Here is a 23,860-nt window from a genome sequence, read left to right as displayed (position 1 = left end):
CAGCCATGATCAGAAATCATATTAAAATAGCTTGGAGAAATCTCATAAAAAATAAGGCGTACTTTTTTATAAATATTTTCGGTCTCTCGTTAGCGCTGACGGTATCTTTTCTAATGTTGCTTTGGGTACATGATGAAAGAAGCGTTGATACGTTTCATGAAAATGATGATAGGCTATACTTGGTTAAACGAACCGTGCCGTTGGAGCAAGGAGTTTTAGATGTGTATGAAAACTCTTCTTATCCATTGCTCAGAACTGCAACCGAACAATTACCGGAGATAGAAAAATACCTCACCTTGGGGCGCACTTTCGAGGACAACTTGAAAGTTGACAATGTTGATTTTAGGGCCTCTGGTACTTTTACCAATGCGGACTTGTTTCAAGGCTTTTCCTTCCCTGTAATTCAAGGTGATATTACCCAATTGGACAAAAAACCTGAAGCGATTGCAATCTCAGAAAGTTTTGCAAAACGTATTTGGGGGCAAAATTGGCAAACCATTGCCATGGGGAAAAGTATTGAAATTATGGACAATGGTGATTTTACCGTGGAAGCTGTTTATAAAGATTTTCCCAGTAGTTCATCTATCCAAAACGATTTTTATTACAGCTTTCAAAAATTCCTAAATGACAATGAGTGGGCACTTGAATGGGGAAATAATGGTATGCAGGGTGTATTCTTATTAAAAGAAGGTGCTGACCCGGCATTGGTTTCTACCAAGCTCAACACACTCTTTCAAAACAACATAAAAGGAGAAAATAAAGAAGGTTGTTTTTTACAAAAATTTTCAGACAGTTACCTCTATGGCAAATTCAATGAAAAAGCCGAAGTAAGCGGAGGGCGTATTGAATATGTCCGCATTTTTACAATAGCAGCATTTTTCCTTTTGATTGTTTCCTGCATTAATTTTGTGAACCTATCTACGGTTTATGCCACCAAGCGTTCTGGAGAAATAGGAGTAAGAAAAGTGGTTGGTGCAAGAAAAAAGGCACTCATTATTCAATTCCTTTCAGAGACCTCCATAATAACCTCAATTGCATTTGTTGCTGCATTTATCATTACCATGCTTTTATTGCCAAGTGTTAGCAGTTTTGTAGATAAAAATTTACAGATAGATTTTACCAAGCCCATCTTCTGGATAAGCATTTTGAGTGTATTTATTTTTACCACCCTTTTATCAGGAGCATATCCTGCAATGGTAATTTCATCTTTTAAACCCGTTGAAGCCCTTAAAGGAAAAAGTCGCGAAAAAAGAAGTGCCACATCTTTCAGAAAAGGTTTGGTGATTCTTCAATTTGGGTTGACTATACTTTTAATAGTCGCCGCTATTATTGTGAAGTTGCAGGTAAATTATATAAATGAAAAAGATTTGGGAATCGCCAAGGATCATATCGTTTCAATTCACCAAGACCAAAAACTTACTGAAAAATATGATGCCTTGCGCAATGAGCTCATTTCTTCCAATGCTATTGAAGATGTCACCTTAGTAGGCCCTTCCCCTTTAGACGTTCGTTCATCTTCAAGCGGTATTGTTTGGCCAGGAAAGGCAGTAGAGCAAGAGAATATAGAATTTTCATTATTATGGACAGCACACAATTTTCCTAAAGTATTCAATGTTCCCAATGTTGAGGGTTCTTATTACCGCGAGGGAAGTAAGGATACCATGAACATCGTTGTTAACCAAAAAGCTGTTGAAATTATGGGGATTGAAGACCCCATTGGCAAGACCATACAAATCTGGGGAAAGCAAAGAAACATTATTGGCGTACTCAAAGATTTTCATAACAGATCACTTTATGAAGCGATACAGCCCGCTGTTTTCTTTTTAGATCCAAATGATGCAGGAATGATGTTTGTAAAGCTGGAAGCTGGAAAAACCAAAGAAGCTTTAGTCTCTTTACAACAGGCCTTTAACAAAGTCTTGCCAGATGTTCCCTTACACTACGATTTTTTAGACCGATCGTACGCTGCAAAATACAAAAGTGAGGTTTTAACAGGGGACTTAACTTACTATTTTGCCTTTATTTCTATTCTTATATCCTGCCTAGGCCTTTTTGGCCTGGCTACGTTCATGGCCAAACAACGAACCAAAGAAATAGGAATTAGGAAAGTATTGGGCGCAAGCGTAAATAGCATTACTGCCCTTATATCCAAGGACTTTTTAAAACTAGTGTCACTTGCCATACTTATTGCCTCTCCATTAGCCTATTATTTTATGAATAGCTGGTTAGACGATTTTGCATACAAGATTACCATTACGTGGTGGATTTTTGCATTTGCCGGCATGCTAACAATTGCAATAGCGCTATCGACCATCGGTTTTCAAGCCATTAAGGCTGCTCTAGCCGATCCCGTAAAAAGTTTACGAACAGAATGAATCAATAAAAAACGAACATCATGCTAAAAAACCATATTAAGATTGCTTGGCGGAATTTTATTCAACACAAATGGTATTCCTTATTAAATCTTGGCGGATTAGCCATAGGAATGGCTTGTAGTATCCTAATTCTATTGTGGGTTCAAAACGAATCTAGTTACGATACCTTCCACACCAATTCAGACGACATATATAGGTTAACGGCCATAGCAAATGAAGATTTCAAAGCTGCGGTAAGTCCTGCGGGTATGATTGAGCAGATTCCTCATCAAGTATCAGAGATAACATCTAGTCTTCGCTTAAGCGCTCCCTTTGAGGCTTTGGTGGAGATAGACAATCAGAAATTCAAGGAGGAGCCCATTTTTTACGCTGATTCCAATTTTTTGGATATGTTCACCTTTCCACTCATCGAAGGAAATGCAACAACTGCGCTTGCCAAACCAGATGGCATCTTAATTACAGAAAAAACTGCGAAAAAATTCTTCGGATCGGAAAAAGCATTAGGGAAGACCATTAAAATAGACAATCGAGACATCTTTACCGTTACTGGGGTAATGGCCGATGTCCCTCCCAATTCACATTTGCAATTTAATATGATCATCCCCATGGCATATCTTGCAAAAACTGATAACGACCTTATCAATAAGGTATGGGACAGCTTTAATTTTTATGGATATTTCCAATTCGAAAAAGGTGCTATTTCTTCCCAAGATGATGTAACCATAGTAACCGAAAAGATTAATCAAATCTATGCCAAAAGACAACCCGAGTTTGTAATCACATTCAATTTACAAGCTTTAAAGGATATTCATTTAAAGTCCAATTTGCAGATAGATCTTCCAGGACACGGAAATGTTTTATATGTGAACATCTTTTTTATTGCTGCCTTCATTATCTTAATCGTAGCCTGTATTAATTATATGAACCTGGCAACTGCGCGATCTGCAAGAAGAGCTAAGGAAGTTGGTTTGCGAAAAGTAATTGGCGCTGGGCGCCGTCAGTTAATATTTCAGTTCTTAGGTGAGTCGCTTATGATTTCTTTTATTTCCCTAATCCTAGCGGTTGGCATTGTGTATTTATTCTTACCCGCCTTTAATAATCTTGCCCAAAAGGAACTGTTGTTTAGCTTAGGTAACAATAATCTTTGGATTTCCCTCTTAGCCATAGCCCTCATCACTGGTTTGATCTCTGGCAGCTATCCTGCATTATTTTTATCGGGGTTCAAACCGATTAAAGTTTTAAAAGGTAGACTGAAGCTCTCCAAGTACAATCTTGTTTTTCGAAATGGATTGGTGATCACTCAATTTGTGGTATCAGTTTTACTACTGATTGGTACTATGGTTATTTACAACCAATTGAATTTTATTAAGAACAAAAATCTAGGGTATGACAAATCTAATCTCATTTACGTACCAATGGAAGGTGAAATGTGGGGAAAGCAGGAGGCACTACGGTCCGCTCTCAGCCAAAACCCATTAACCAGCGATTTCTCTATTGTAACCGACTTGCCTACTAATCTAATTACTGGTGATTTTGATATTCATTGGGATGGCAAAGATCCTGATTCGCAAGTACTGTTTCCAAACTTGGTCACAGACCAGAATTTTCTGGATGTTTTTCAAATGAAACTGGCCAACGGACGAGGTTTTTCGAAAACATCCTCAAAAAACAATGACTATTTAATCAATGAAACTGCTGCAGGTATTATGGGGTACAATGCAGAAACCGCATTGGGCAAAAGCCTAACTTTTAGAGGAGATAAAGGCACGATAATAGGTGTTGTAAAGGATTTTAACTACAAACCACTTCAATATGCAATAGAGCCCCTGTTGATGCAAAACAGGGAGTTTGGTTCCATTGCCGTAATTAAAGCCGCTCCTAAAACGACCGAGAGCACCATTGCCGCGCTAGAAAATATTTATGGTCGCTTAAATCCTGCTTATCCGCTGTCTTATAATTTTGTAGATGGCGATTTGGATGCGCAGTATCTAGGTGAACAACGCATGGGAACAATTTTCAATGTATTCGCCCTCCTTGCTATTTTCATTTCATGTATGGGTCTTTATGGTTTGTCAGCATTTATGACTGAACAGCGTTTTAAAGAAATTGGCATAAGAAAAGTCTTGGGAGCTAGTGCAGTGCGCTTGGTCAATATGCTTTCCAAGGATTTTTTAAAATTAGTATTCATTGCTTTTATCATAGCAATCCCTATTGCGTGGTTCGGAATGAACAAATGGTTACAGGAATTTGCATTTCACGTAGAAATTCAATGGTGGGTATACCTTGCTGCAGGATTTACGGTCTTGTTCATTGCTTTGTCAACCGTGAGCTTTCAATCCATAAGGGCATCATTGGCTAGCCCTGTAAAAAGTCTTAGGGCGGAATAATGTAAAAGAAAGAACCATGTTCAAACTGTTTTTAAAAATCGCCACAAGATACTTGCTCAAAAACAAGCTTCATTCCTTTATCAACATTTTTGGGTTAGCCATTGGCATTGCCTCTTTTGTGTTGATTATGCTCTATGTAAACTATGAGCAGAGTTATGACAAGTTTGAGGGCTCAGAGAATGTATATCGGGTATTCATGGATTATTTTGAAGGGGGTGAATATGTGCCTGGAGATGCTAATGCATATATAGTAAGTGGGCCTACTTTAAAAGAGGAATTTCCCGAAATTGAGCGTTTTGTACGGTTCAGACGCATTCGTGATTTAGTGGTAATGCATAATAATACCCCTTATGATGGTATCGTTGGATCTTTGGCCGATTCCGAATACTTTAATGTTTTTGATCATGCTTTGGTTAAAGGTGATGAACGTACCGCGCTTAACGAACCCTATTCGGTGGTGTTAAGCACAGTGATAGCTCAAAAATTATTTGGCAATGGAAACCCTATAGGGCAGTCTCTTAAAATTGCGGGAGATGATACGGTGACCTTTACGGTAACCGGGGTCATGGACAATACCAATCGAAATACCCATATTAAAAACGATTTACTTGTTTCCTTTAAAACTTTTTACACTTGGAAGATATTTGAGAACGATTGGAAATACACTTGGAACCAAAATGAATACTACACTTATATAAAGGTTGCACCAAATACAGATGCAGAGTTGCTTAATCAAAAAATAATGGCGTTTGTGCCTGAAGGGTTTGAGTTTAAGGAAAGGCACCATATGGAACCAGTTGAAGATATTCACTTACATTCTAATAAACCTTACGAAGCTGAGGCTAACGGTAGTGCCAGTAGTGTAAAACTTTTAGCGATTATTGCCTTCATCACACTAGTATTGAGTTGGATAAATTATATGAACCTATCCACCAGTAAATCGTTGGAACGGGCTAAAGAAATTGGCATTCGAAAAGTAGTCGGAGCTAAAAGACCTCAATTGATATGGCAGTTTTTATTGGAGTCCACTTTAATTAATGCCATAGCCGTTATATTGGCAATTATCGCCGTTTACATTTTGCTGCCAAGTTTTAATAGATTTATTGAGCAAAATTTAGGTTTTAGCTCTGTAGAGCTAAAGTCTCTTCTACCCTATTTTGTCGTTTTGGTTGCGGGAGTTACCTTGGCAGCTTTTTACCCTGCGTTCGTATTGAGTAAATACAATCCCACCAAAGTATTGAAAGGTAAAGTGCAGACCTCAAAAAACAGTCTCAATTTTAGGAAAGGCCTCATCGTATGCCAATTTGCGGCAACTATTGTTCTTTTGGTGGGCACCTTTGTAGCCAACAAGCAGATTCGATATCTAAAAAACCAACCCATTGGTGCGAATCTCAATCAGGTAATAGCCCTGAACGGTCAGGTATTGGACCGTGCATACGACTCTATATTTTATAAAGATTTTGATGTACTGTTGGAGGAACTTAAAAGAAATCCTTATGTAGCTGATGTTAGTAGTGCTCGCACTTATCCTGGCGATAATTTCTCCAATATGAATTCCAACCTAGGACTTACTTTTCCTGATGGGCATACCGATGAAACACACATTTGGTACAACTATGGAGCCAGACCTGAATATTTTAATTTGATGGGAATGAATTTCGTAGCTGGAGATGCTTTTCTTCAAACCGCAGAAAAATGGAGTCACAACGTAGTAATCAATGAAGAAATGGCTCGTTTTATGGATGCTGAAGATGTGAAAGATCTTATTGGCAAAACCATCAAATTTTGGGGTCAAGATTGGACCGTAAGCGGAGTGGTTGAAGATTACAATCATCTTGGTATGAAGTCTGCTGTAGTTCCCACTATTATTAGACACGATAGAAACACCCAGAATGTTCTTGTTAAATTGGATAAAAAGGCCATTACAATGGCTGGGGCAGATAAGGCACTAGATCAACTAGAACGTATCTGGCATCAGGTTTTTCCAGTAAGTACCTATAATTACACTTTTCTAGATCAGAAATTTGAGGCATTGTTCAACGAAGACCGAAAGTTCGCCAAGGCTTTTCAGATATTCACCATACTGGCTATTCTAATTGCTTCTTTAGGCCTTTTTGGTTTAACATCATACACCTGCATTCAACGGAAAAAGGAAATAGGCGTTAGAAAGGTCAACGGGGCAACAATCACCCAAATCCTAAAATTGCTTAATCAAGACTTTGTTAAATGGGTTGGGCTTGCCTTTATCGTAGCCATCCCTATTTCATGGTTTGGAATGCATAAATGGTTGGAAGGTTTTGCCTATAAAACAACCATGAGTTGGTGGATTTTTGCTTTGGCAGGCTTCACTGTGCTGTGCATTGCTTTACTCACTGTGAGTTGGCAAAGTTTTAAAGCTGCAATTGCAAATCCTGTCGAATCACTCAGAGACGAATAATCTCTATAGATTTTGACCATCAATCAAAAAAAATTGGAAATCATGTTAAAACACAACATCAAACTTTTTTTTAGGAACATCAATAGAAATCTAAGTTCTTTTTTGATTAACATTATTGGGTTGTCAACAGGATTGGCCTGTGCCTTGTTTATTGCTCTTTGGGTAAGTGATGAATTAGGAGTAGATAAGTTTCATGAAAATCATGATCGCATTTATCAAGTGGCCGAAAATCTTCAGTTTAGCGATGGAATTCAAACAATGGTTGAATCTTCGGCTCCAATGGCCGAGTATTTGGTAGCACAAATGCCCGAAGTGGAATATGCCGCAGCGACGATTGATCCAAGTTGGTTCGGTAAACATGCCTTATCGGTAGGAGACCATAATCTAAAAGCCCAAGGGCAGTTAGTAGGTAAGGACTATTTCAACATATTTTCCTATAATTTAATTGAAGGGGATGAAAATCAGGTAATTGCTGATCCGAATTCTATTGTTATTTCTAAAGGTTTGGCGTTAAAACTGTTCGGTACCACGGAGAACGTTGTGGGTAGGTCCATAGAATATGAAAAAAGTAGACAATTCCAAGTTTCGGGAATTTTTGAAGACGTACCAGCCAATTCCACAGTGCAATTCGATTTTGTGTTATCAGATAAAGCCTATAAGGATGAAGCTCCTTGGAACTCCATCAATACGGACCATTGGGGTAGTACTGGCCCTCAAGTTTATTTGACGGTGAAAGAAGGAACCAACATTGATGCACTTAAGGTCAAAGTGGCAAAAATCAGAAACGAAATAAATGAAAATGACCTTAGAAAATCAATATTGATACCATTTTCAGAACATTATCTTCATGGAACTTATAAAAACGGAAAACAGATTGGGGGTCGGATAGAATATGTTGAGCTATTCTCAATGATAGCGATTCTAATATTGATTATCGCATGTATCAATTTTATGAACTTGTCTACAGCAAGGGCATCAAAAAGACTAAAAGAGATAGGAGTAAAGAAAGCGGTTGGGGCAAAAAGAAAAACGTTCCTGTTTCAGTTTCTTAGTGAATCTGTTTTAATGTCGATTATGGCATTGTTTGTCGCCCTGGTCACGGTAGCTTTACTTCTTCCCCACTTTAATACAATTATAGGAAAACAATTGGCACTACAATTTGATCTTAATCTTGTTTTATTAACACTGGGGATTACTTTCGTTACAAGTCTTTTGGCAGGAAGTTATCCTGCCATTTATCTTTCTGGATTCAATGCGGTTACCGTCCTTAAGGGTAAACTAAACAGATCTATAGGTGAGTTATGGACAAGAAAGGGATTGGTTGTTGTGCAGTTTGCTCTCTCTATTATTTTAATTATATCTGTTATAGTAGTTTACAATCAAATCAAATTTGCCCAGAACCAAAATTTAGGATATAACAAAGATAACATTGTCTATTTTAAGGCAGAAGGCAAAGTAAAGGAACAGTTACCTACATTTTTAGCTGAACTGAAAAAATTACCGGGAATTAAAAACGCATCAAGTACTACCCATAGCATGATCGGTCACAACTGGAGTACTTCTTTGGAGTGGGAGGGTATGGATCCGGACAATGAGACAAATTTTCAGATTGTAGGAGTAGATTATGACTTTATTGAAACAATGGATATGGAAATTGTGGCAGGTCGTGGTTTTAATAGAGCGTTCGGAGACAGTATAGGTATGATATTTAATGAGACGGCAATAAAGGCAATGGGGCTAGAAGATCCTATTGGTACAATTGTAGCAGGTAGGATACCTATAGTTGGAGTCGTAAAGGATTTCCATTTTAAATCGTTGCATGACAAGGTAGAACCATTGTTCATGGCTATTATGCCAGAGGTGAACAAGGTAATGGTTCGAATTGAGGCTGGAAAAGAAAGAGATGCTATCAAAGAAATTCATGGGATTTATCAGGCCTTTAATCCAGGATTTCCTTTCGAGTACGAATTCTTAGACGATAACTATAAGGCTCTTTATGCATCAGAACAACGCGTCGCCACCCTATCAAAATATTTTGCGGGGATGGCTATCTTAATTTCTTGTTTGGGACTCTTTGGTTTGGCTATGTTTACATCCGAACGAAGAAAAAAAGAAATCAGTGTCCGAAAAGTTCTGGGGCAAACTGTTACACAGGTGACGGTCATGCTTTCAAATGAATTTGCCAAATTGGTTTTGGTCGCCATTCTGATCGCTTTACCTATTGCCTATCTATTGGCAAATAATTGGCTTTCAGGTTTTGCATATCATATTCCCTTACAGGCTTGGTATTTTCTTGGTGCTGGGCTTGCAGCATTATTGGTGGCAATGTTAACCGTGGGGAGCCAAGCTATACAAGCAGCAAACAGAAATCCAGTGGATGGATTGCGGGAGGAGTAAAAAAATTAGCATTATTACATATAAAACAAAACTATGTTACTACAACTAAACAATATTTTTAAATGGGTCAACTCGGGTGGGCAACGCATTTTTCTACTTAAAGACATCAATTTAAATGTGGAAGAAGGGGAATTTATTTCTATCATGGGTCCTTCAGGTTCTGGTAAATCCACGCTTTTGAATGTGATTGGAATGTTAGATGGATTTGATGAAGGGGAGTATCATTTTTTACATGAATCTGTGCATTCCCTTAAAGAAAAACATAGGGCAAATCTATACAAAGAGTATATCGGTTTTGTATTTCAGTCCTACCATCTTTTAGATGAGTTAACCGTTAAAGAGAATTTGGAAATGCCTTTGCTCTATAAAAAATTCAAAGGTTCTGAACGGAAGGCTATGGTTGCAGATATGTTGGACAGATTCAATATTGTAGGAAAAAAAGACCTTTTTCCTGCACAATTAAGTGGAGGGCAACAACAATTGGTTGGTATTGCCCGGGCATTGATTTCCAGTCCTAAGTTGATTTTGGCCGATGAACCTACCGGAAATTTAAATTCCAAACAAGGAGAAGAGATTATGGAACTGTTCAAACAGCTTAATGACGAAGGGGTTACGATTATTCAGGTTACCCATTCTGAAAAAAATGCAGAATACGGTTCCCGTATTATTAATCTTTTGGATGGCAGAATGGTCTAATCTAACAGTTGGGCCAATTCTTTTCCAATTAAGCTGCCTAAAGCAACACCCATTCCACCAAGGCGAACGCCGCAATACATATTATTTGAGACCTGTTTAATAATGGGTGTTTTTTGTGTGCCTATTCCCATTATTCCGCTCCAACGATAGTCTATTTCAAACGCATTATTGGGTAAAATAACATTACTCAATAGCCTTTCCAGTTCCTTTTGAATTATTTCAGTTTGGCCAAATTCTGATGTGGTTTCCTTCTCAAAATCTAGATTTCTTCCCCCTCCTAAAAGAATTCTATTATCAATATTTCTGAAATAGTAGTATCCTTCATCAAAATGAAAAGTCCCGTTTATGGCCAAATTCTTTATGGGTTTGGTAATCAATACCTGTGCCCGCGCTGGTTTTACATTTTCGGTCTTAAGTAAGGTAGCTGCAAAGCCATTCGTGGCAATAAACACCTTGTTGGTCTTAAAAGAAAATTCTTTTGTTTGAATTACTACCTCATCTCCCAAATCTTGGACATCCACAACAGTAACATTATTCAAAATACGAATATCCTGCTTTAGACATTTTTGAAGCAGCGCATTCATAAGTTGGCCCGTGTCCAATTGCCCTTCAAAACGATGTGTAATGTATCCGTCTTTGATATTATCAAACCCAAAGACATTGTCGTTTTCTAGAAAAGGTGCTTCTCCAAAAACTGGTTCTAACAGCTTATTTAAGAAGTTCATATTCTCCAAGCAATGCTGATACAGAGGCCCATCTTTTCTTAGAAAAAGCTCATGGCCTCCATGCTGTTCATAACCAATCGTTTGGTCTCCTAAAAGCTTTCGCAGTGTTTGAATGCCTTTCCAACGTCTTTGCACCAAATCCAGCACTTCATCTTCTGTATGTGTTTTTAAATCGAATAATAGTTCAGATATGCTTCCAAAACAGGCAAAGCCAGCATTTTTTGTGCTTGCGCCTTGGGGCAGCATCCCTTTTTCCAAAACCAAAACTTTACTTTGAGGATATTTTTCTTTTAAATACAGTGCACAGTTAAGCCCAACAATACCGCTTCCAATGACTGTAAAGTCTACATTGGACAACCACGTTTTATATTCCCAATAGCTTAGCTCCATAAAAGAAAAAACCCGATTTTCATCGGGTTTAATTTAATCAAGATATTTTGTGTCCATTTCAAAGTCTTCCATAAACTTTGTAGTATAATTTCCAGCCAAATAATCTGGATGATCCATTAATTGTCTGTGGAATGGAATAGTAGTTTTTACGCCTTCAATAACAAACTCATCTAATGCCCTTCGCATTTTGTTAATGGCTTCTTCCCTTGTTTGGGCCGTTGTTATCAATTTGGCAATCATGGAATCGTAGTTAGGTGGAATCATATAACCGCTATACACATGTGTGTCCAATCGAATTCCATGACCTCCTGGAGTATGTAATGTGGTAATCTTACCAGGTGATGGCCTAAAATCATTATAAGGATCTTCGGCATTGATTCTACATTCAATAGAATGTAGCTTTGGAAAATAGTTCTTCCCAGAAATTGGCACACCCCCGGCAACTAATATTTGCTCTCTAATGAGGTCATAGTCGACAACCTGTTCTGTAATGGGATGCTCTACTTGAATACGAGTATTCATTTCCATGAAGTAGAAGTTCCTGTGTTTGTCCACCAAAAATTCTACTGTTCCCGCTCCTTCGTATTTTATATACTCAGCAGCTTTTACAGCAGCCTTACCCATATCTTCTCTAAGAGAATCGGTCATAAATGGTGAAGGGGTTTCCTCAGTCAGCTTTTGATGCCTTCTCTGCACGGAACAATCCCTTTCGGATAAGTGACAGGCCTTTCCATATTGATCTCCCACAACCTGAATCTCGATGTGACGTGGTTCTTCAATCAACTTTTCCATGTACATTCCGCCATTGCCAAATGCAGCCGTAGCCTCTTGTACCGCGCTTTCAAAATTACTTTCCATTTCATCTTGGGACCAAACGGCACGCATTCCTTTTCCACCACCACCCGCAGTAGCCTTTATCATAACCGGATAGCCCATTTTCTTGGCTATCTTCTTAGCTTCGGCAACATCCTTTAGCAAACCTTCTGAACCAGGTATTGTGGGTACTCCAGCTTTTTTCATGGTTTCCTTGGCAGTTGCCTTGTCTCCCATTTTATCAATCTGTTCTCCAGAAGCTCCAATAAATTTAATTTCGTGTTCTGCACAAATCTTTGAGAACTTGGAATTCTCAGAAAGGAAACCGTATCCAGGGTGAATTGCATCGGCATTAGTGATTTCTGCCGCTGCAATAATGTTTGGTATTTTTAAATAGGACTCGTGACTTGGTGCTGGACCAATGCAAACTGCCTCATCTGCAAACCGGACATGAAGACTTTCTTCATCTGCTTTGGAGTAAACAGCTACCGTTTTGATACCCATTTCCTTGCAGGTTCGTATAATTCGAAGTGCAATTTCTCCTCTATTTGCAATCAATACTTTTTTAAACATAGTTTTTTATGTTTTGCCTAAAGTTTCAAAACAACATTTTCCAAGTTCTTGGTTTTAAGGTTCTGAACTTTTAGAATTGGATTAAGAAGGATCGACCAAAAACAAAGGCTGGTCAAACTCTACAGGGGAAGAATCTTCAACCAAAACCTTCACAATCTTACCAGAAACCTCTGATTCAATATCATTAAAGAGTTTCATTGCTTCAATAACACATAGCACATCTCCTTTGTTAATGGTGCTCCCAACCTCAACAAAGGTAGGTTTGTCTGGAGACGGTTTTCTATAAAAAGTTCCAATAATTGGAGATTTGATGGTAATATATTTTGAGTCATCCTCTGGGGCAGCTTCTTCCGCAGCAGGAGCTGCTGGAGTTGTCGCAGGGGCTGCTGGAGCCGCTGGCGTAACTGGTGCTGCTGCCATTGGTATTTGCTGCACTATTGTAGTTTCAGGTGTAGCTGAATCGCTTCCGGTACGAATGGTAATCTTTATGTCTTCCATCTCTAATTTTACCTCGCTAGCGCCTGATTTGGCTACAAACTTGATTAAACTTTGAATTTCCTTAATGTCCATGGAATATGATTTAGTTAGTTGTGCTTTTTAAGAATTATAGGCCCATTTTAAATAAATGGATCCCCAAGTAAACCCGCCGCCAAAGGCAGCGAAAATAAGATTATCTCCTTTTTTTAGCTGTTTTTCATAGTCAAACAACAACAAAGGTAAGGTAGCAGATGTGGTGTTTCCATACCTGTGGATGTTAATCATCACTTTGTCTGCATCCAGACCCATTCTATTTGCAGTTGCATTTATAATGCGTTTGTTGGCTTGGTGGGGAACCAACCATTGCACGTCATCGTGAGTAAGGTTGTTCCGATCCATAATCAAGGCAGAAACATCCGCCATATTGGAAACGGCAAACTTAAATACGGATTTACCATCTTGATAAACGTAATGTTGTTTGTTCTTAATGGTTTCCTCAGAGGCTGGCAAAATAGAACCACCAGCATCTATCTTTAGGAACTGACGCCCAACACCATCTGTACGTAAATATTCATCTTGAAGACCCAAGCCTTCATCGTTCGGCTCAAAAAGAGCTGCACCCGCACCATCTCCAAAGATGATACACGTTGTACGATCTGTATAATCAATAATTGAAGACATTTTATCCGCTCCAATCAACAACACTTTTTTATATCGTCCAGACTCAATGTAGCTTGCAGCCGTAGACATGCCAAACAAAAAGCTGGAACAGGCTGCCTGCAAATCATATGAAAATGCATTCACTGCTCCAATTTCTGATGCAACATAAGCGGCTGTTGCGGCTACTGGAAGATCCGGAGTAGCTGTGGCCACCAATACAAAATCTATTTCCTTAGGGTCTACACCACTCTTTGCAATCAAATCTTCAGCGGCTTTTATTGCCAAATAAGAGGTCCCTTGGTTCTCTTTTTTTAAGATTCTACGTTCTTTTATTCCTGTTCTTGAAGTAATCCATTCGTCATTGGTTTCCACCATGGTTTCCAACACTTTATTGGATAAAACGAATTCTGGAACATATCCTCCCACAGCTGTAATTGCTGCTGTTTGTTTTTTCATATTAGTGTCCTTTTTTGTCAAAAAAGTTAAAATTTGACCCAAAAACGGTGAAAAATAGTCATTTTCTACGACTTTTTATCCAAAACCGTTTTGTTTTTAAAATTAACTAGACCCCATAAAAAAACTCCCGTTGTTTAAAAACGGGAGTCGGTTTATTCTAAAGGGCTTGCGATTATGCCGCAGCTTCTTCTTCTGTTTTGTCTATCAAAATTTGACCTCGATAGTACAACTTGCCTTCATGCCAATGTGCTCTGTGATAAAGATGCATTTCTCCGGTTACGGAATCCTTAGCAATTGTAGGCATCGTTGCCTTATAGTGGGTTCTTCTTTTGTCCCTTCTGGTTTTTGATATTTTTCTTTTAGGATGTGCCATTATAAACCTATTTATCCGTTAGTAACTTTTTTAAATCATCCCATCTGGGATCTGTGCTTTCTGATTCTTCTTTGATTTCTTTTGGTTGCAATTCTTCCAACTTATCCAGCATTTCCGACTGCAATGTACCATCCAATACTCCAGGGTGTACTCGTTTTTGCGGAACTGCCAAAACTAACATCTCATATATGTATTGCGAAATATTAATTTGGTGTTCTCCGTGGGGAATGACTAAAATTTCGTCATTCTCATCATTATATTCCTCCCCAAACTTGACCACAAGGTGCAAATCTGATGTAATGGGTTGATCAAAAGGTTCCCCTGTTAAATCTCCATCTACATTTACTGATCCTTCAGCTTCAATAGTGAGTTCCATCATATTGTTCATTTTGTCCAATATGGCAGTAACCGCTATTGAGGCACTGTTAAATTCATGGTATTCAAAAGATTCAAAGAACGTATTGTCAATCTCATACCCAAACTCATGTTTCCCTAACTTCAATCCCGAAAAAGGAATAAAAAACTCCTTCAGCTTCATCATTTCTACACTTAAGGTTTGTGTACCAGCCCTTAAAGGCGGGTGCAAAGATACTATTTATTTGGAAAATCACAATTCAATTCCAATAAATATAATGTGCCTATGTCAAGTTTTAACTTGCCCGTTTCACCTTCTGCTTTTGCAAAGGGTTTTTGTTCAATGCTAGATGCTCGGCCCTATTTTTAAAAATCTTAATGGCCGAAAAAACTGCTTCTTTAAAGGAGCTTTCATCTGCCTGTCCTTTTCCTGCAATCTCATACGCCGTTCCATGATCTGGTGACGTTCTTACTTTTTCCAATCCAGCGGTGTAGTTTACACCCTTGCCAAACGATAAAGTTTTAAATGGAATGAGTCCTTGGTCGTGATACGCCGCAAGTATAGCATCAAAATTTGAATGTGTGTTGGAGCCAAAAAAGCTATCTGCTGAATATGGTCCGTATACCAAAGTTCCAGCTTCAAACAATTCTTGAATTACGGGTTTTAAGATTTTATCATCCTCCTCACCAATGGTCCCGTTATCACCACTATGTGGATTAATACCCAATAAGGCTATTTTGGGTCTACGTATCCCGAAATCCATTTTAAGGGATTTTTCCATGGTTTGTACTTTATCCCTAATCAATTGGGGGGTAATCGCCTCTGCTACATTTTTAACGGCGATATGATCGGTTAGCAAACCAATGCGAAGGCTATCCGCAACCATAAACATAAGACTCTCTCCTTTTAACTCCTGGGCAAGAAAATCTGTATGTCCTGGAAATTTGAAGTCCTCCGCTTGTATATTGTTTTTATTGATTGGCGCAGTTACCAAAACATCAATTTTATCGTTTTTTAATGCTTCAACTGCCGCTCTAAGGGACTTTATGGCATATTTTCCTGCTTCTTCAGTAGCCTGTCCAAATTCCACTCTTGGGGTTTCCTTCCAGACATTTACAATATTGATTTTTCCATCCACAACTTGGGAGGCATCTCTAATACCATTAAAATGTAGTCCAAGCTCTAAATCAGATTTTTGTTGTGTTATCATCTTGTTGGAAGCGAAAATAATTGGGGTACAAAAATCCATCATTCTTGGATCTTCAAAAGTCTTTAATGCTACCTCAATTCCAATTCCATTAAAATCCCCAATGGAAATCCCTAGCTTTATTTTTCCCTTTTCTTTCATAAAATCAATGCCGATATGGCTACATTTACACTACAAAACTACTCAATTAAAAAGATTCATGTTTACAGGTATTATTGAGACTTTAGGGAGGGTTGAAAAGTTAGAAAAAGAGGGGGATAATTTGCATATTACCATTTCCTCCAAAATAACTTCTGAATTAAAAATAGACCAGAGCGTAGCCCATAATGGTGTCTGTTTAACCGTTGTTGCATTGGACGGGGATTTGTACACAGTAACCGCAATTGAAGAAACCTTAAATAAAACCAGCTTGGGTGACCTAGCCCTTGGCGATGTTGTAAACCTTGAAAGAGCCATGGTATTGGGAGCACGATTGGATGGTCATATTGTTCAAGGACATGTTGATCAAACTGCTAGTTGTAGTAGTGTTGACCAAAAGGATGGTAGTTGGGTTTTTAGTTTTCAATATGATTCTTCTCTCAATAATGTGACCATTGAAAAAGGGTCCATTACCGTTGACGGAGTCAGCCTAACTGTGGTTGATTCTAAAAAAGATGCGTTTAGTGTTGCTATTATACCATACACCTATGAGCATACCAGGTTTAACACCTATGCCCCTGGCACTAAAGTAAATTTAGAGTTTGATGTTATTGGGAAATATGTAGCGCGATTGATTCAACTTCACTCCTAAATGATTATTTCTCTCTCTACACCTTGATAAAGATTTTCCTTTTATAAAGCACATAGGCCAATAGGCAGTAAAAAGACACAACGCTCAAACCATAGAGCAATGAAGAAAGCTCCAGGGATATAAAGTCGTAAACATAAATCTTATTGAAAAGCCATCCGTGGAGCGACGTATCACCATCCACTTTTATGGAATAAAACAGTTTTGTGATAAAGCTGGATAAAAAATATACCACAATAGCATTTGCCCCAGCATATCTAAATATGCTTCCGAACTTTATTTTCTTTACATCGGTTAAGAAATAGATTGCTGCTAAAACAATATTGGCCCAACCCGCTGTGACCAAAACAAAGCTACTTGTCCAAAGTGCCTTGTTGATGGGGAATATGAAATCCCAAAGGTGTCCAACTAACAACATTGACCCACCTATACCAAATAACAGTGTCGTTTTTTTCTCGTGCTTTGATGCAAGTATCAAGCCAGTGAAAATTCCCAATAGCGAACTTACTATTGCCGGGATTGTGCTCAGTAAACCTTCAGGGTCATAATCCGGTTTGTAGTTGTGCGTTCCAAAAAGTTGCACATCTAAATAATTCGCCAAGTTATTTGGCGCTCTCTCTAGTGTTGACGCTACTCCTTCGACAGGAACAAAAACCATTAACAGCCAATAACCAATTAACAGAACTGCCGCCACCCAAATTAGCTTCTTCCAATCTAGATTTAAAAAAAGTATTGCGGCAAAGAAGAACGCTACTCCAATACGCTGCAATACACCGGGAAATCGAATCGAAGCAAAATCCTTTATAAAGGGAAAAGTAAGGGTAAATGCCCCTAAACAGAGGCCAAGTCCAATTAGTTTTAAACTTCTGATGGTAATTTTTTTGTATACCGCAGCATCTGCTTTCTTGTTTTGATAAGCAAAAACAATAGAGGTGCCCACGATGAACAGAAAAAATGGAAATACCAAATCGGTTGGGGTATATCCATGCCATTTTGCATGTAGTAAAGGCGCATATACATTAGACCATGTGCCCGGGGTATTCACCAAAATCATCAGAATAATAGTCGCGCCTCTAAAAATATCGACGGAAAGAATCCTGTTTTTCATAAGCTGATTATAAAAGGTCGTCCTTCATTTTCCCCCAAGCTCTAATAAGCAAAAATGCTGAAATAGCCGAGACAGCAGTCAATATCAATGCTAAATTTGTTTCACCATAAATCCAATATCCTGTTGCAAACATTAGAGTGTAAATAAGTACAACTCCAAGCAACATTGCGGTTATTCCAGAAGGAACACTCCATTTCTGATTACTATCAACGATTTCAACATTATCTTCTTTTGCATCTTCGATAATTTTCGTCCAACCAGGACCTCCAGGTTGTATTTTTTTATAAAAGCTTCTTAACACATCTTTGGTTTCGGCTTGGGTAACAAAGGTAGCTGTAAGCCATATTATGGAAGTTACAATCATTATAAATGGTAATTCTCCCCATTCTGGAAATACGCCGGTTTCAGGATTGAAGAGTATCTCTTTTAATACTGTTGTTTCTAAAAGGATGGCTAAAATTCCGGAAGAAAACATCGCGGTTATTTCACTCCAAGCATTAATACGCCACCAAAACCAGCGAAGAATAAAAATAAGTCCCGTACCTGCACCAAAAGAAAGTAGCAAGTTGAAAACTCCCATTGCGTTTTGTAATGCCAAAGCCAAGAATGCGCTTAAAACCATTAAGACAACTGTTGAAAGTCTTCCTACATTTACCATTTGTTTTTCTGTAGCATCTGGATTGATTTGCTGTTTATAAAAGTCATATACCACGTAGGAAGAGCCCCAGTTTAATTGTGTGGAGATAGTACTCATATAAGCCGCAACCAAGGAAGCCAATACAAGCCCTAATAACCCGCTGGGCAGTTTTGTTAGCATTGCCGAATATGCTAAATCCTGCCCTAATTTGCTGTCCGCTACATTTGGGAATGCTTCTTGAATACTGGCAATATCCGGATACACTACTAAAGACGCCAAAGCCACCAAAATCCATGGCCAAGGCCGCAATGCATAATGCATTATATTAAAAAAGAATGTTGCCCCAATGGCATGATTCTCATTTTTAGCTGCAAGCATCCTTTGGGCTATATATCCGCCACCGCCTGGTTCTCCACCAGGATACCAGGAACTCCACCACTGCACTGCCAAAGGAATAATCAGCATTGTAATTACAGCTTTTTTATCACTGAAGTCTGGAAGAATACTTAATTTATCTTTGACATTCTCATTTTCCATAATGGCTTGTATTCCGCCTACTTCTGGTATGTTGACCAAGTAATATGCCGCTCCTATTGCCCCTGCCATGGCAACAAAAAAGAGTAAAAAGTCACTATAAACCACTCCCTTAAATCCACCTAGTGCACTAAAAATAACGGTTATCAAACCTCCAGCAACAACAGTTTCCCAAGGTTCAAGACCCAACATAACGCCACCAATTTTAATCGCCGCCAGAGTTACGGAGGCCATGGTGATGACATTGAAAAATACTCCTAGGTAAATGGCACGGAATTTCCTTAAAAAGCTTGCGGCTTTACCTCCATATCGAAGTTCATAAAACTCTAAATCTGTTTTTACATTTGATTTTCTCCACAATTTGGCGTAGACAAAAACGGTAAGCATCCCAGTCAAAAGAAAGCACCACCAACCCCAGTTGGCCGAAACTCCATTTGTTCTTACCAAATCGGTCACCAAGTTAGGCGTGTCTGTAGAAAAAGTCGTTGCCACCATTGATAGGCCCAGCAACCACCAAGGCATTGTTCTACCAGATAAAAAATACTCGGAAGAACTCTTGCCAGATTTCTTGGAAACATAAATGCCTATTCCCAAAACAATGGCAAAAAAAACAAAAATTAAAGTGTAGTCCAGCGTACTGAGTTCCATATTTTTAATTGGTTTGGTTTTCCACTAAAGTATGATTTTTTAAAATACCTTTATCCTTTGTTCGCTAAACACCAGTTTTGACGCTATCTACAACAGTTGAGCCCTCTTTAATGGTTTGGGCCATGGCTGCAACCGCAGCTTTTTTAATGGGAATATCCAAAGCAGGACTAAAGGGGCTTTCCATTTTTAATGTAACCCTTATGGCTTTGGCATTTGGAGCAAAGGAATCCACGGGTTTAATCATTCCATTGCTTTTGGTTGGAGATGTATTTGCCGTAGCATATTACAATAGACATACTCAATGGCATCATATTTTTAAATTTTTGCCTTGGATGCTTGGTGGCATTCTTATTGGTGTTTTCCTCGGAAAGGACCTCCCAGCTAAAGAATTCAAAGTAGGAATGGTAGTCGTCATTCTTTTTAGTTTAGGCATGTTGATTTGGTGGGACAAGAGAAAATCCCAATCTGTACCCACACATAATCTCTTTGCTGGCTCCATAGGAATTATGGCTGGTATTTGCACCATGATCGGGAATTTGGCAGGTGCTTTTACCAATATTTTCTTTTTAGCAATGCGCCTGCCCAAAAACGAATTTGTTGGCACGGCTGCATGGCTTTTTTTTATTACCAATCTATTTAAGCTTCCTTTTCATTTATTTGTTTGGAAAACGATATCCCAAGAAACATTGTTGATTAATTTAAAGCTACTTCCTGCAATTCTTGCTGGACTCTTTTTAGGTGTTGTGCTTGTAAAAAAAATCAATGATCGTAATTACAAAAGGTTTATTTTAATTGTCACCGCCATCGGGGCTATAGCTATTTTGTTTAAATAAGATAATTTTATCCATTTCAATAATTAAAAGCCCTATAGATTATAGGGCTTTTAATTATTGAAATCCCACATGGGCTTGACCGTTAGGGAAAACTTTTTAATAGCGAATAAAGAGGCGCAGACCTTTGAGGAAACCTGCGACTATGCTGGGATTTCCAGAAATTACTTGTATAAACTTACCGCTGCGGGAAACATTCCGCACTCCAAGCCCAACGAACGAAAATCCATAGGGGAAATAGAAGCAATGGCGGAGTCTATTCGTTAGGTATAGATTTACTCCGATAATTACCAAAGTTGATACGGCTATTTTTTTGATTGTAAAGAGCCTATCCGTTGTCCCTGTTTTACACTCATGGCATTGAACACCCCTTTTTGGAAAATCAGGAGAACCGTTGAACCGCCATAGGCAAAATAACCCACTTCGTCACCTTTGTAAATCTTCTCGGGACTGGTATCATCGACATGTTTTAAATACTCTTTGAAAACCACCGAGCCAATGGTCTGAAGGCCAATCGGAACCATGCCTACATAACCGTATTCTTCGGTCTTTATGACCAAATATCCATGCCGAAAATGTTCAAAAACACTATAATCTTTGTTGTAGGCGATATTTCCATTGTTTATGATGTCCGGAATATCGGGCATTCCGAACAGCCTATCCCCAACTTCTTCCCTGGCTTCCACTACAGTGCCGGACACAGGGGCATGATAGTGATGATAGTTATCGGGCTTTAGGAATACGGCCAAAGCAGTTCCCCCAATGAATTCTTTTGTATATTTTGAATTAGCCAGTAAGGCATCAAGGTTAAGGGTCATATTGGCCTTGGTGGGAATTTGGGTCTCCAATTTCAAATCGTTGTTTATCATATTGATGACCCCATCCGCCGGAGACACCAAAATGGAATTATCATCAAAGGCCTCGATTTTACGGGCTCCCGGTTTCAGGTCTCTGGTGAAGAATTCATTAAAGGACTTGAAACCACCCAATGGCATAACGAAATCATTGTGATCTATGGATTTGTCATTGAGCCATGTGGAAATACCTTTTGCAGATTCAGGGCTATCCATATAGTCTCCCCTATGTTCTATGAATTTCAGCCCCCAGCTGTAGCCTGGTTCTTCCATGATAAACTTCATTCCATAGGGATTGTGGTAGTACAACATTGAAAATTCAATGATTCTGTCCAATCCATTGGTGGTATTTGGAAGAAAGTAGAACCATTCATCCATGAATCTACATAGGTCTCTGATATTCTTTCCTTTCCACGGATTGGTTGCGCCATTGGGCAAATCCTCAAGGTTGGCAAACATGTCCTTTACAGTTTTTTGAAAAAACGTATTTGATTCGTACAGTTGCTCCAGTTCCATGGCCGACTGAGAAGTGTATTGTGCATGGGTTGGCACAAAATAAAATAGCAGTGCAAATGCGCAAACGAGTATTCTTGTTTTCATGGTGATTGTATTAATTAAGGTTACTACATATTTAGTAGCAAAACTACATAAAAGATAGCATCTCACAAAATGTTTGTTTTTTCATAACAGATAATTATGAATAGTTTATCAATATTAACTACTCTTCTCTCTTGAGCTAGCTTTACAAAACCTTGTTGGGAAAATAGCCTATCAATACACTGTGGGCTGACCTCACTCAAGTTTTGGCCAAGCCTTCTAATGGAGCTATACCTTGTCTTTGTGATAGTTTGTGAGTCCATGCTGCTTTTCTGAAGAACAATCACCGCTTTTCCCCCGGTTTGTAGTACATCGGCTATTTTTGGAACAAGGATTTCCGGTCTTACATATTCCAAGACGAGCGCCGCAAAGACCAAGTTTACCGGGTCGATGGCTAGGACATCTTCACCTAGGTCTTTCTTAAGAATATAAAGGTTGGGAATACAGGTTCCATATCTTTTCTTTACCATAGCGAGATAATCCTCATTGATATCGACGGCATGTACTTGATCGGTAACCTTCGAATCAACATGTTCTAAACCATTCCCGGTAGCGCATCCCAAAAGAGCCAAACTTTTCGGAGTGTAATTTTCAAGTGTCCCTTTAAAAATGATGTTCAGGATTTGTAGTTGTCCGTTGGTGCGCATGTGGTCTTCATACTCATTAAATGGGATGCTTAACCATGGATTTGACATTACTCGCTAAAGACTTTATACATTCCTGGACTTTCGTTGTCCCTTTCCCTATATCCGAACTTTTGGTAGAACCCTTTGGAATCTTTGGCAGCCATAAGTCCGATGAAAGCATAAGTTTCAACTTCCCCCTTCAGGTATTGCTCAATATTGTGCATAATAAGATTTCCCACACCTTTCCCCCTGTATTTGGTATGTACAACAACGTCTTGAACATAATAATAGATGCTATCATCCCCTATGACCCTGCCCATTCCAATTAGGATATCTCCTTTGTATACCGAAACCGAAAACAAATCGTTACTTAGCGCTTGCTTCACAAGATGGTCGGGTAATTGTTTCCATAGTGTTGTTCTCCGAAGTGATTGATACCCGGAAACTTCCAAATCATTTGTTTTTACCGTATAGGTTGCCTTTTGATACTCCACAAAATTTAAAAAATAGATGTTTTGGTTTGCAAGATATTACTTTTTATGTAGCTTTGCTACTAAATATGTAGTAATATGAAAATACCAACTCCCGGACAACCTGTAAGAGGTTCAAAGACAGGACAGCCCATAATGGCTTTATTGGATCTCCTTGGTCGCAATTGGGCCATGGGCATCATCTGGCATTTGTATCAAGGTCCAAGTACGTTCAGAAAACTCCAGGATTATTGTGAATCAATCTCCCCGACGACCTTGAACAAACGGCTGAAGGAATTAAAAGAATCCCATTTGATTGAAAGAACATTGGATGGATATGCTTTGACCCAACATGGCAAAGAATTGTATGAGTTGATCGAGCCTTTGGGCGGTTGGGCAAGACATACTTGGGCTAAAAATTTTGTAGAAAAGAAGGACTAAAATATTT

General features: G+C 38.7%; 21 protein-coding genes. 9 read left to right on the top strand and 12 right to left on the bottom strand.

From position 1 onward, the window contains the following. Positions 1-5: 5 nt before the first annotated feature. Genes FVB32_RS05640 through FVB32_RS05620 form a run of 5 tightly spaced genes read left to right on the top strand, consistent with a single transcriptional unit; the run spans position 6 to position 10,292 of the window. Positions 6-2,375 carry an ABC transporter permease gene (locus FVB32_RS05640; RefSeq protein WP_147742024.1) on the top strand — a complete coding sequence of 790 codons (2,370 nt, stop codon included), beginning with the start codon at positions 6-8 and terminating at the stop codon, positions 2,373-2,375. A 20-nt stretch (positions 2,376-2,395) separates the two neighbouring features. Beyond that, positions 2,396-4,762, top strand: a complete 2,367-nt coding sequence (locus FVB32_RS05635) for an ABC transporter permease (protein ID WP_147742022.1) — start codon at positions 2,396-2,398, stop codon at positions 4,760-4,762. 16 nt (positions 4,763-4,778) lie between these two features. Next, positions 4,779-7,199, top strand: a complete 2,421-nt coding sequence (locus FVB32_RS05630) for an ABC transporter permease (RefSeq protein WP_147742020.1) — start codon at positions 4,779-4,781, stop codon at positions 7,197-7,199. Positions 7,200-7,241: 42 nt separating this feature from the next. Continuing rightward, entirely contained in the window at positions 7,242-9,596 is a 2,355-nt protein-coding gene (locus tag FVB32_RS05625; protein ID WP_147742018.1) for an ABC transporter permease, read from the top strand. Positions 9,597-9,629: 33 nt separating this feature from the next. Next, a complete protein-coding gene (locus FVB32_RS05620; protein WP_147742016.1) occupies positions 9,630-10,292 on the top strand; it encodes an ABC transporter ATP-binding protein in 663 nt (220 codons plus the stop codon). Here the strand turns inward: FVB32_RS05620 and FVB32_RS05615 are convergent. From FVB32_RS05615 to pdxA, 7 genes are all read right to left on the bottom strand, one after another. After that, positions 10,289-11,407 carry an NAD(P)/FAD-dependent oxidoreductase gene (locus FVB32_RS05615; RefSeq protein WP_147742014.1) on the bottom strand — a complete coding sequence of 373 codons (1,119 nt, stop codon included), beginning with the start codon at positions 11,405-11,407 and terminating at the stop codon, positions 10,289-10,291. The two genes, FVB32_RS05620 and FVB32_RS05615, sit on opposite strands and share 4 nt — an antisense overlap. Positions 11,408-11,440: 33 nt before the next feature. Beyond that, positions 11,441-12,793, bottom strand: coding sequence for an acetyl-CoA carboxylase biotin carboxylase subunit (gene accC, locus FVB32_RS05610; RefSeq protein ID WP_147742012.1), 1,353 nt, complete (start codon positions 12,791-12,793; stop codon positions 11,441-11,443). Between the two features lie 81 nt (positions 12,794-12,874). After that, on the bottom strand, positions 12,875-13,363 hold the full coding sequence (gene accB, locus FVB32_RS05605) for an acetyl-CoA carboxylase biotin carboxyl carrier protein (RefSeq protein WP_147742010.1): 489 nt from the start codon (positions 13,361-13,363) through the stop codon (positions 12,875-12,877). A 27-nt stretch (positions 13,364-13,390) separates the two neighbouring features. Then, positions 13,391-14,386, bottom strand: a complete 996-nt coding sequence (locus FVB32_RS05600) for a beta-ketoacyl-ACP synthase III (RefSeq protein WP_147742008.1) — start codon at positions 14,384-14,386, stop codon at positions 13,391-13,393. A 172-nt stretch (positions 14,387-14,558) separates the two neighbouring features. After that, positions 14,559-14,759: a 50S ribosomal protein L32 gene (rpmF, locus tag FVB32_RS05595; RefSeq protein ID WP_147742006.1), complete on the bottom strand. Its 201-nt coding sequence runs from the start codon at positions 14,757-14,759 to the stop codon at positions 14,559-14,561. Between the two features lie 7 nt (positions 14,760-14,766). Continuing rightward, the gene (locus FVB32_RS05590) at positions 14,767-15,300 is read right to left on the bottom strand and encodes a YceD family protein (RefSeq protein ID WP_147742004.1); all 534 of its coding nucleotides are present in this window, start codon (positions 15,298-15,300) and stop codon (positions 14,767-14,769) included. Between the two features lie 109 nt (positions 15,301-15,409). Then, a complete protein-coding gene (gene pdxA, locus FVB32_RS05585) occupies positions 15,410-16,462 on the bottom strand; it encodes a 4-hydroxythreonine-4-phosphate dehydrogenase PdxA (RefSeq protein ID WP_147742002.1) in 1,053 nt (350 codons plus the stop codon). 58 nt (positions 16,463-16,520) lie between these two features. Here pdxA and FVB32_RS05580 point away from each other — a divergent pair, with 58 nt between their 5' ends. Then, positions 16,521-17,111 (top strand): riboflavin synthase, encoded by a 591-nt coding sequence (locus FVB32_RS05580; protein ID WP_147742000.1) that lies wholly within the window; start codon positions 16,521-16,523, stop codon positions 17,109-17,111. Between the two features lie 16 nt (positions 17,112-17,127). Here the strand turns inward: FVB32_RS05580 and FVB32_RS05575 are convergent, their stop codons facing one another. Both FVB32_RS05575 and FVB32_RS05570 read right to left on the bottom strand, forming a co-directional pair. After that, complete coding sequence (locus tag FVB32_RS05575; protein WP_147741998.1) at positions 17,128-18,216, bottom strand: acyltransferase family protein; 1,089 nt, start codon at positions 18,214-18,216, stop codon at positions 17,128-17,130. A 7-nt stretch (positions 18,217-18,223) separates the two neighbouring features. Continuing rightward, a complete protein-coding gene (locus FVB32_RS05570) occupies positions 18,224-20,035 on the bottom strand; it encodes a sodium:solute symporter family protein (protein WP_147741996.1) in 1,812 nt (603 codons plus the stop codon). Positions 20,036-20,157: 122 nt separating this feature from the next. Between FVB32_RS05570 and FVB32_RS05565 the strand changes: the two genes are divergently transcribed. Next, the gene (locus FVB32_RS05565; RefSeq protein WP_394348884.1) at positions 20,158-20,868 is read left to right on the top strand and encodes a sulfite exporter TauE/SafE family protein; all 711 of its coding nucleotides are present in this window, start codon (positions 20,158-20,160) and stop codon (positions 20,866-20,868) included. Positions 20,869-20,925: 57 nt separating this feature from the next. Next, positions 20,926-21,132, top strand: a complete 207-nt coding sequence (locus FVB32_RS05560) for a hypothetical protein (protein WP_317132198.1) — start codon at positions 20,926-20,928, stop codon at positions 21,130-21,132. A 38-nt stretch (positions 21,133-21,170) separates the two neighbouring features. Here the strand turns inward: FVB32_RS05560 and FVB32_RS05555 are convergent, their stop codons facing one another. The 3 genes from FVB32_RS05555 to FVB32_RS05545 form a co-directional block, all read right to left on the bottom strand. Next, positions 21,171-22,319: a phosphatidylserine decarboxylase gene (locus FVB32_RS05555; protein WP_147741994.1), complete on the bottom strand. Its 1,149-nt coding sequence runs from the start codon at positions 22,317-22,319 to the stop codon at positions 21,171-21,173. Between the two features lie 62 nt (positions 22,320-22,381). After that, the gene (locus FVB32_RS05550; RefSeq protein ID WP_147741992.1) at positions 22,382-23,011 is read right to left on the bottom strand and encodes a class I SAM-dependent methyltransferase; all 630 of its coding nucleotides are present in this window, start codon (positions 23,009-23,011) and stop codon (positions 22,382-22,384) included. Then, on the bottom strand, positions 23,011-23,436 hold the full coding sequence (locus tag FVB32_RS05545; RefSeq protein WP_187269511.1) for a GNAT family N-acetyltransferase: 426 nt from the start codon (positions 23,434-23,436) through the stop codon (positions 23,011-23,013). The genes FVB32_RS05550 and FVB32_RS05545 overlap by 1 nt, the downstream gene beginning before the upstream one ends. A gap of 75 nt (positions 23,437-23,511) precedes the next feature. Between FVB32_RS05545 and FVB32_RS05540 the strand changes: the two genes are divergently transcribed. Next, positions 23,512-23,853: a winged helix-turn-helix transcriptional regulator gene (locus FVB32_RS05540; RefSeq protein WP_147741988.1), complete on the top strand. Its 342-nt coding sequence runs from the start codon at positions 23,512-23,514 to the stop codon at positions 23,851-23,853. Positions 23,854-23,860 lie beyond the last annotated feature (7 nt).

Origin of the sequence: Flagellimonas hymeniacidonis (assembly GCF_008040165.1) — a bacterium.
GTDB classification, from domain to species: Bacteria; Bacteroidota; Bacteroidia; order Flavobacteriales; family Flavobacteriaceae; genus Flagellimonas; species Flagellimonas hymeniacidonis.
This window is presented reverse-complemented; position numbering and strand designations above follow the sequence as displayed.

Coding starts and splice junctions, on each gene's coding strand:
- pdxA (WP_147742002.1), bottom strand. CDS start 16,462: ATGAAAGAAAAGGGAAAAATAAAGCTAGGGATTTCCATTGGGGATTTT.
- FVB32_RS05615 (WP_147742014.1), bottom strand. CDS start 11,407: ATGGAGCTAAGCTATTGGGAATATAAAACGTGGTTGTCCAATGTAGAC.
- FVB32_RS05565 (WP_394348884.1), top strand. CDS start 20,158: ATGGCTGCAACCGCAGCTTTTTTAATGGGAATATCCAAAGCAGGACTA.
- FVB32_RS05555 (WP_147741994.1), bottom strand. CDS start 22,319: ATGAAAACAAGAATACTCGTTTGCGCATTTGCACTGCTATTTTATTTT.
- FVB32_RS05600 (WP_147742008.1), bottom strand. CDS start 14,386: ATGAAAAAACAAACAGCAGCAATTACAGCTGTGGGAGGATATGTTCCA.
- FVB32_RS05640 (WP_147742024.1), top strand. CDS start 6: ATGATCAGAAATCATATTAAAATAGCTTGGAGAAATCTCATAAAAAAT.
- accB (WP_147742010.1), bottom strand. CDS start 13,363: ATGGACATTAAGGAAATTCAAAGTTTAATCAAGTTTGTAGCCAAATCA.
- FVB32_RS05580 (WP_147742000.1), top strand. CDS start 16,521: ATGTTTACAGGTATTATTGAGACTTTAGGGAGGGTTGAAAAGTTAGAA.
- FVB32_RS05590 (WP_147742004.1), bottom strand. CDS start 15,300: ATGATGAAGCTGAAGGAGTTTTTTATTCCTTTTTCGGGATTGAAGTTA.
- rpmF (WP_147742006.1), bottom strand. CDS start 14,759: ATGGCACATCCTAAAAGAAAAATATCAAAAACCAGAAGGGACAAAAGA.
- FVB32_RS05570 (WP_147741996.1), bottom strand. CDS start 20,035: ATGGAACTCAGTACGCTGGACTACACTTTAATTTTTGTTTTTTTTGCC.
- FVB32_RS05620 (WP_147742016.1), top strand. CDS start 9,630: ATGTTACTACAACTAAACAATATTTTTAAATGGGTCAACTCGGGTGGG.
- FVB32_RS05630 (WP_147742020.1), top strand. CDS start 4,779: ATGTTCAAACTGTTTTTAAAAATCGCCACAAGATACTTGCTCAAAAAC.
- FVB32_RS05540 (WP_147741988.1), top strand. CDS start 23,512: ATGAAAATACCAACTCCCGGACAACCTGTAAGAGGTTCAAAGACAGGA.
- FVB32_RS05550 (WP_147741992.1), bottom strand. CDS start 23,011: ATGTCAAATCCATGGTTAAGCATCCCATTTAATGAGTATGAAGACCAC.
- accC (WP_147742012.1), bottom strand. CDS start 12,793: ATGTTTAAAAAAGTATTGATTGCAAATAGAGGAGAAATTGCACTTCGA.
- FVB32_RS05575 (WP_147741998.1), bottom strand. CDS start 18,216: ATGAAAAACAGGATTCTTTCCGTCGATATTTTTAGAGGCGCGACTATT.
- FVB32_RS05635 (WP_147742022.1), top strand. CDS start 2,396: ATGCTAAAAAACCATATTAAGATTGCTTGGCGGAATTTTATTCAACAC.
- FVB32_RS05625 (WP_147742018.1), top strand. CDS start 7,242: ATGTTAAAACACAACATCAAACTTTTTTTTAGGAACATCAATAGAAAT.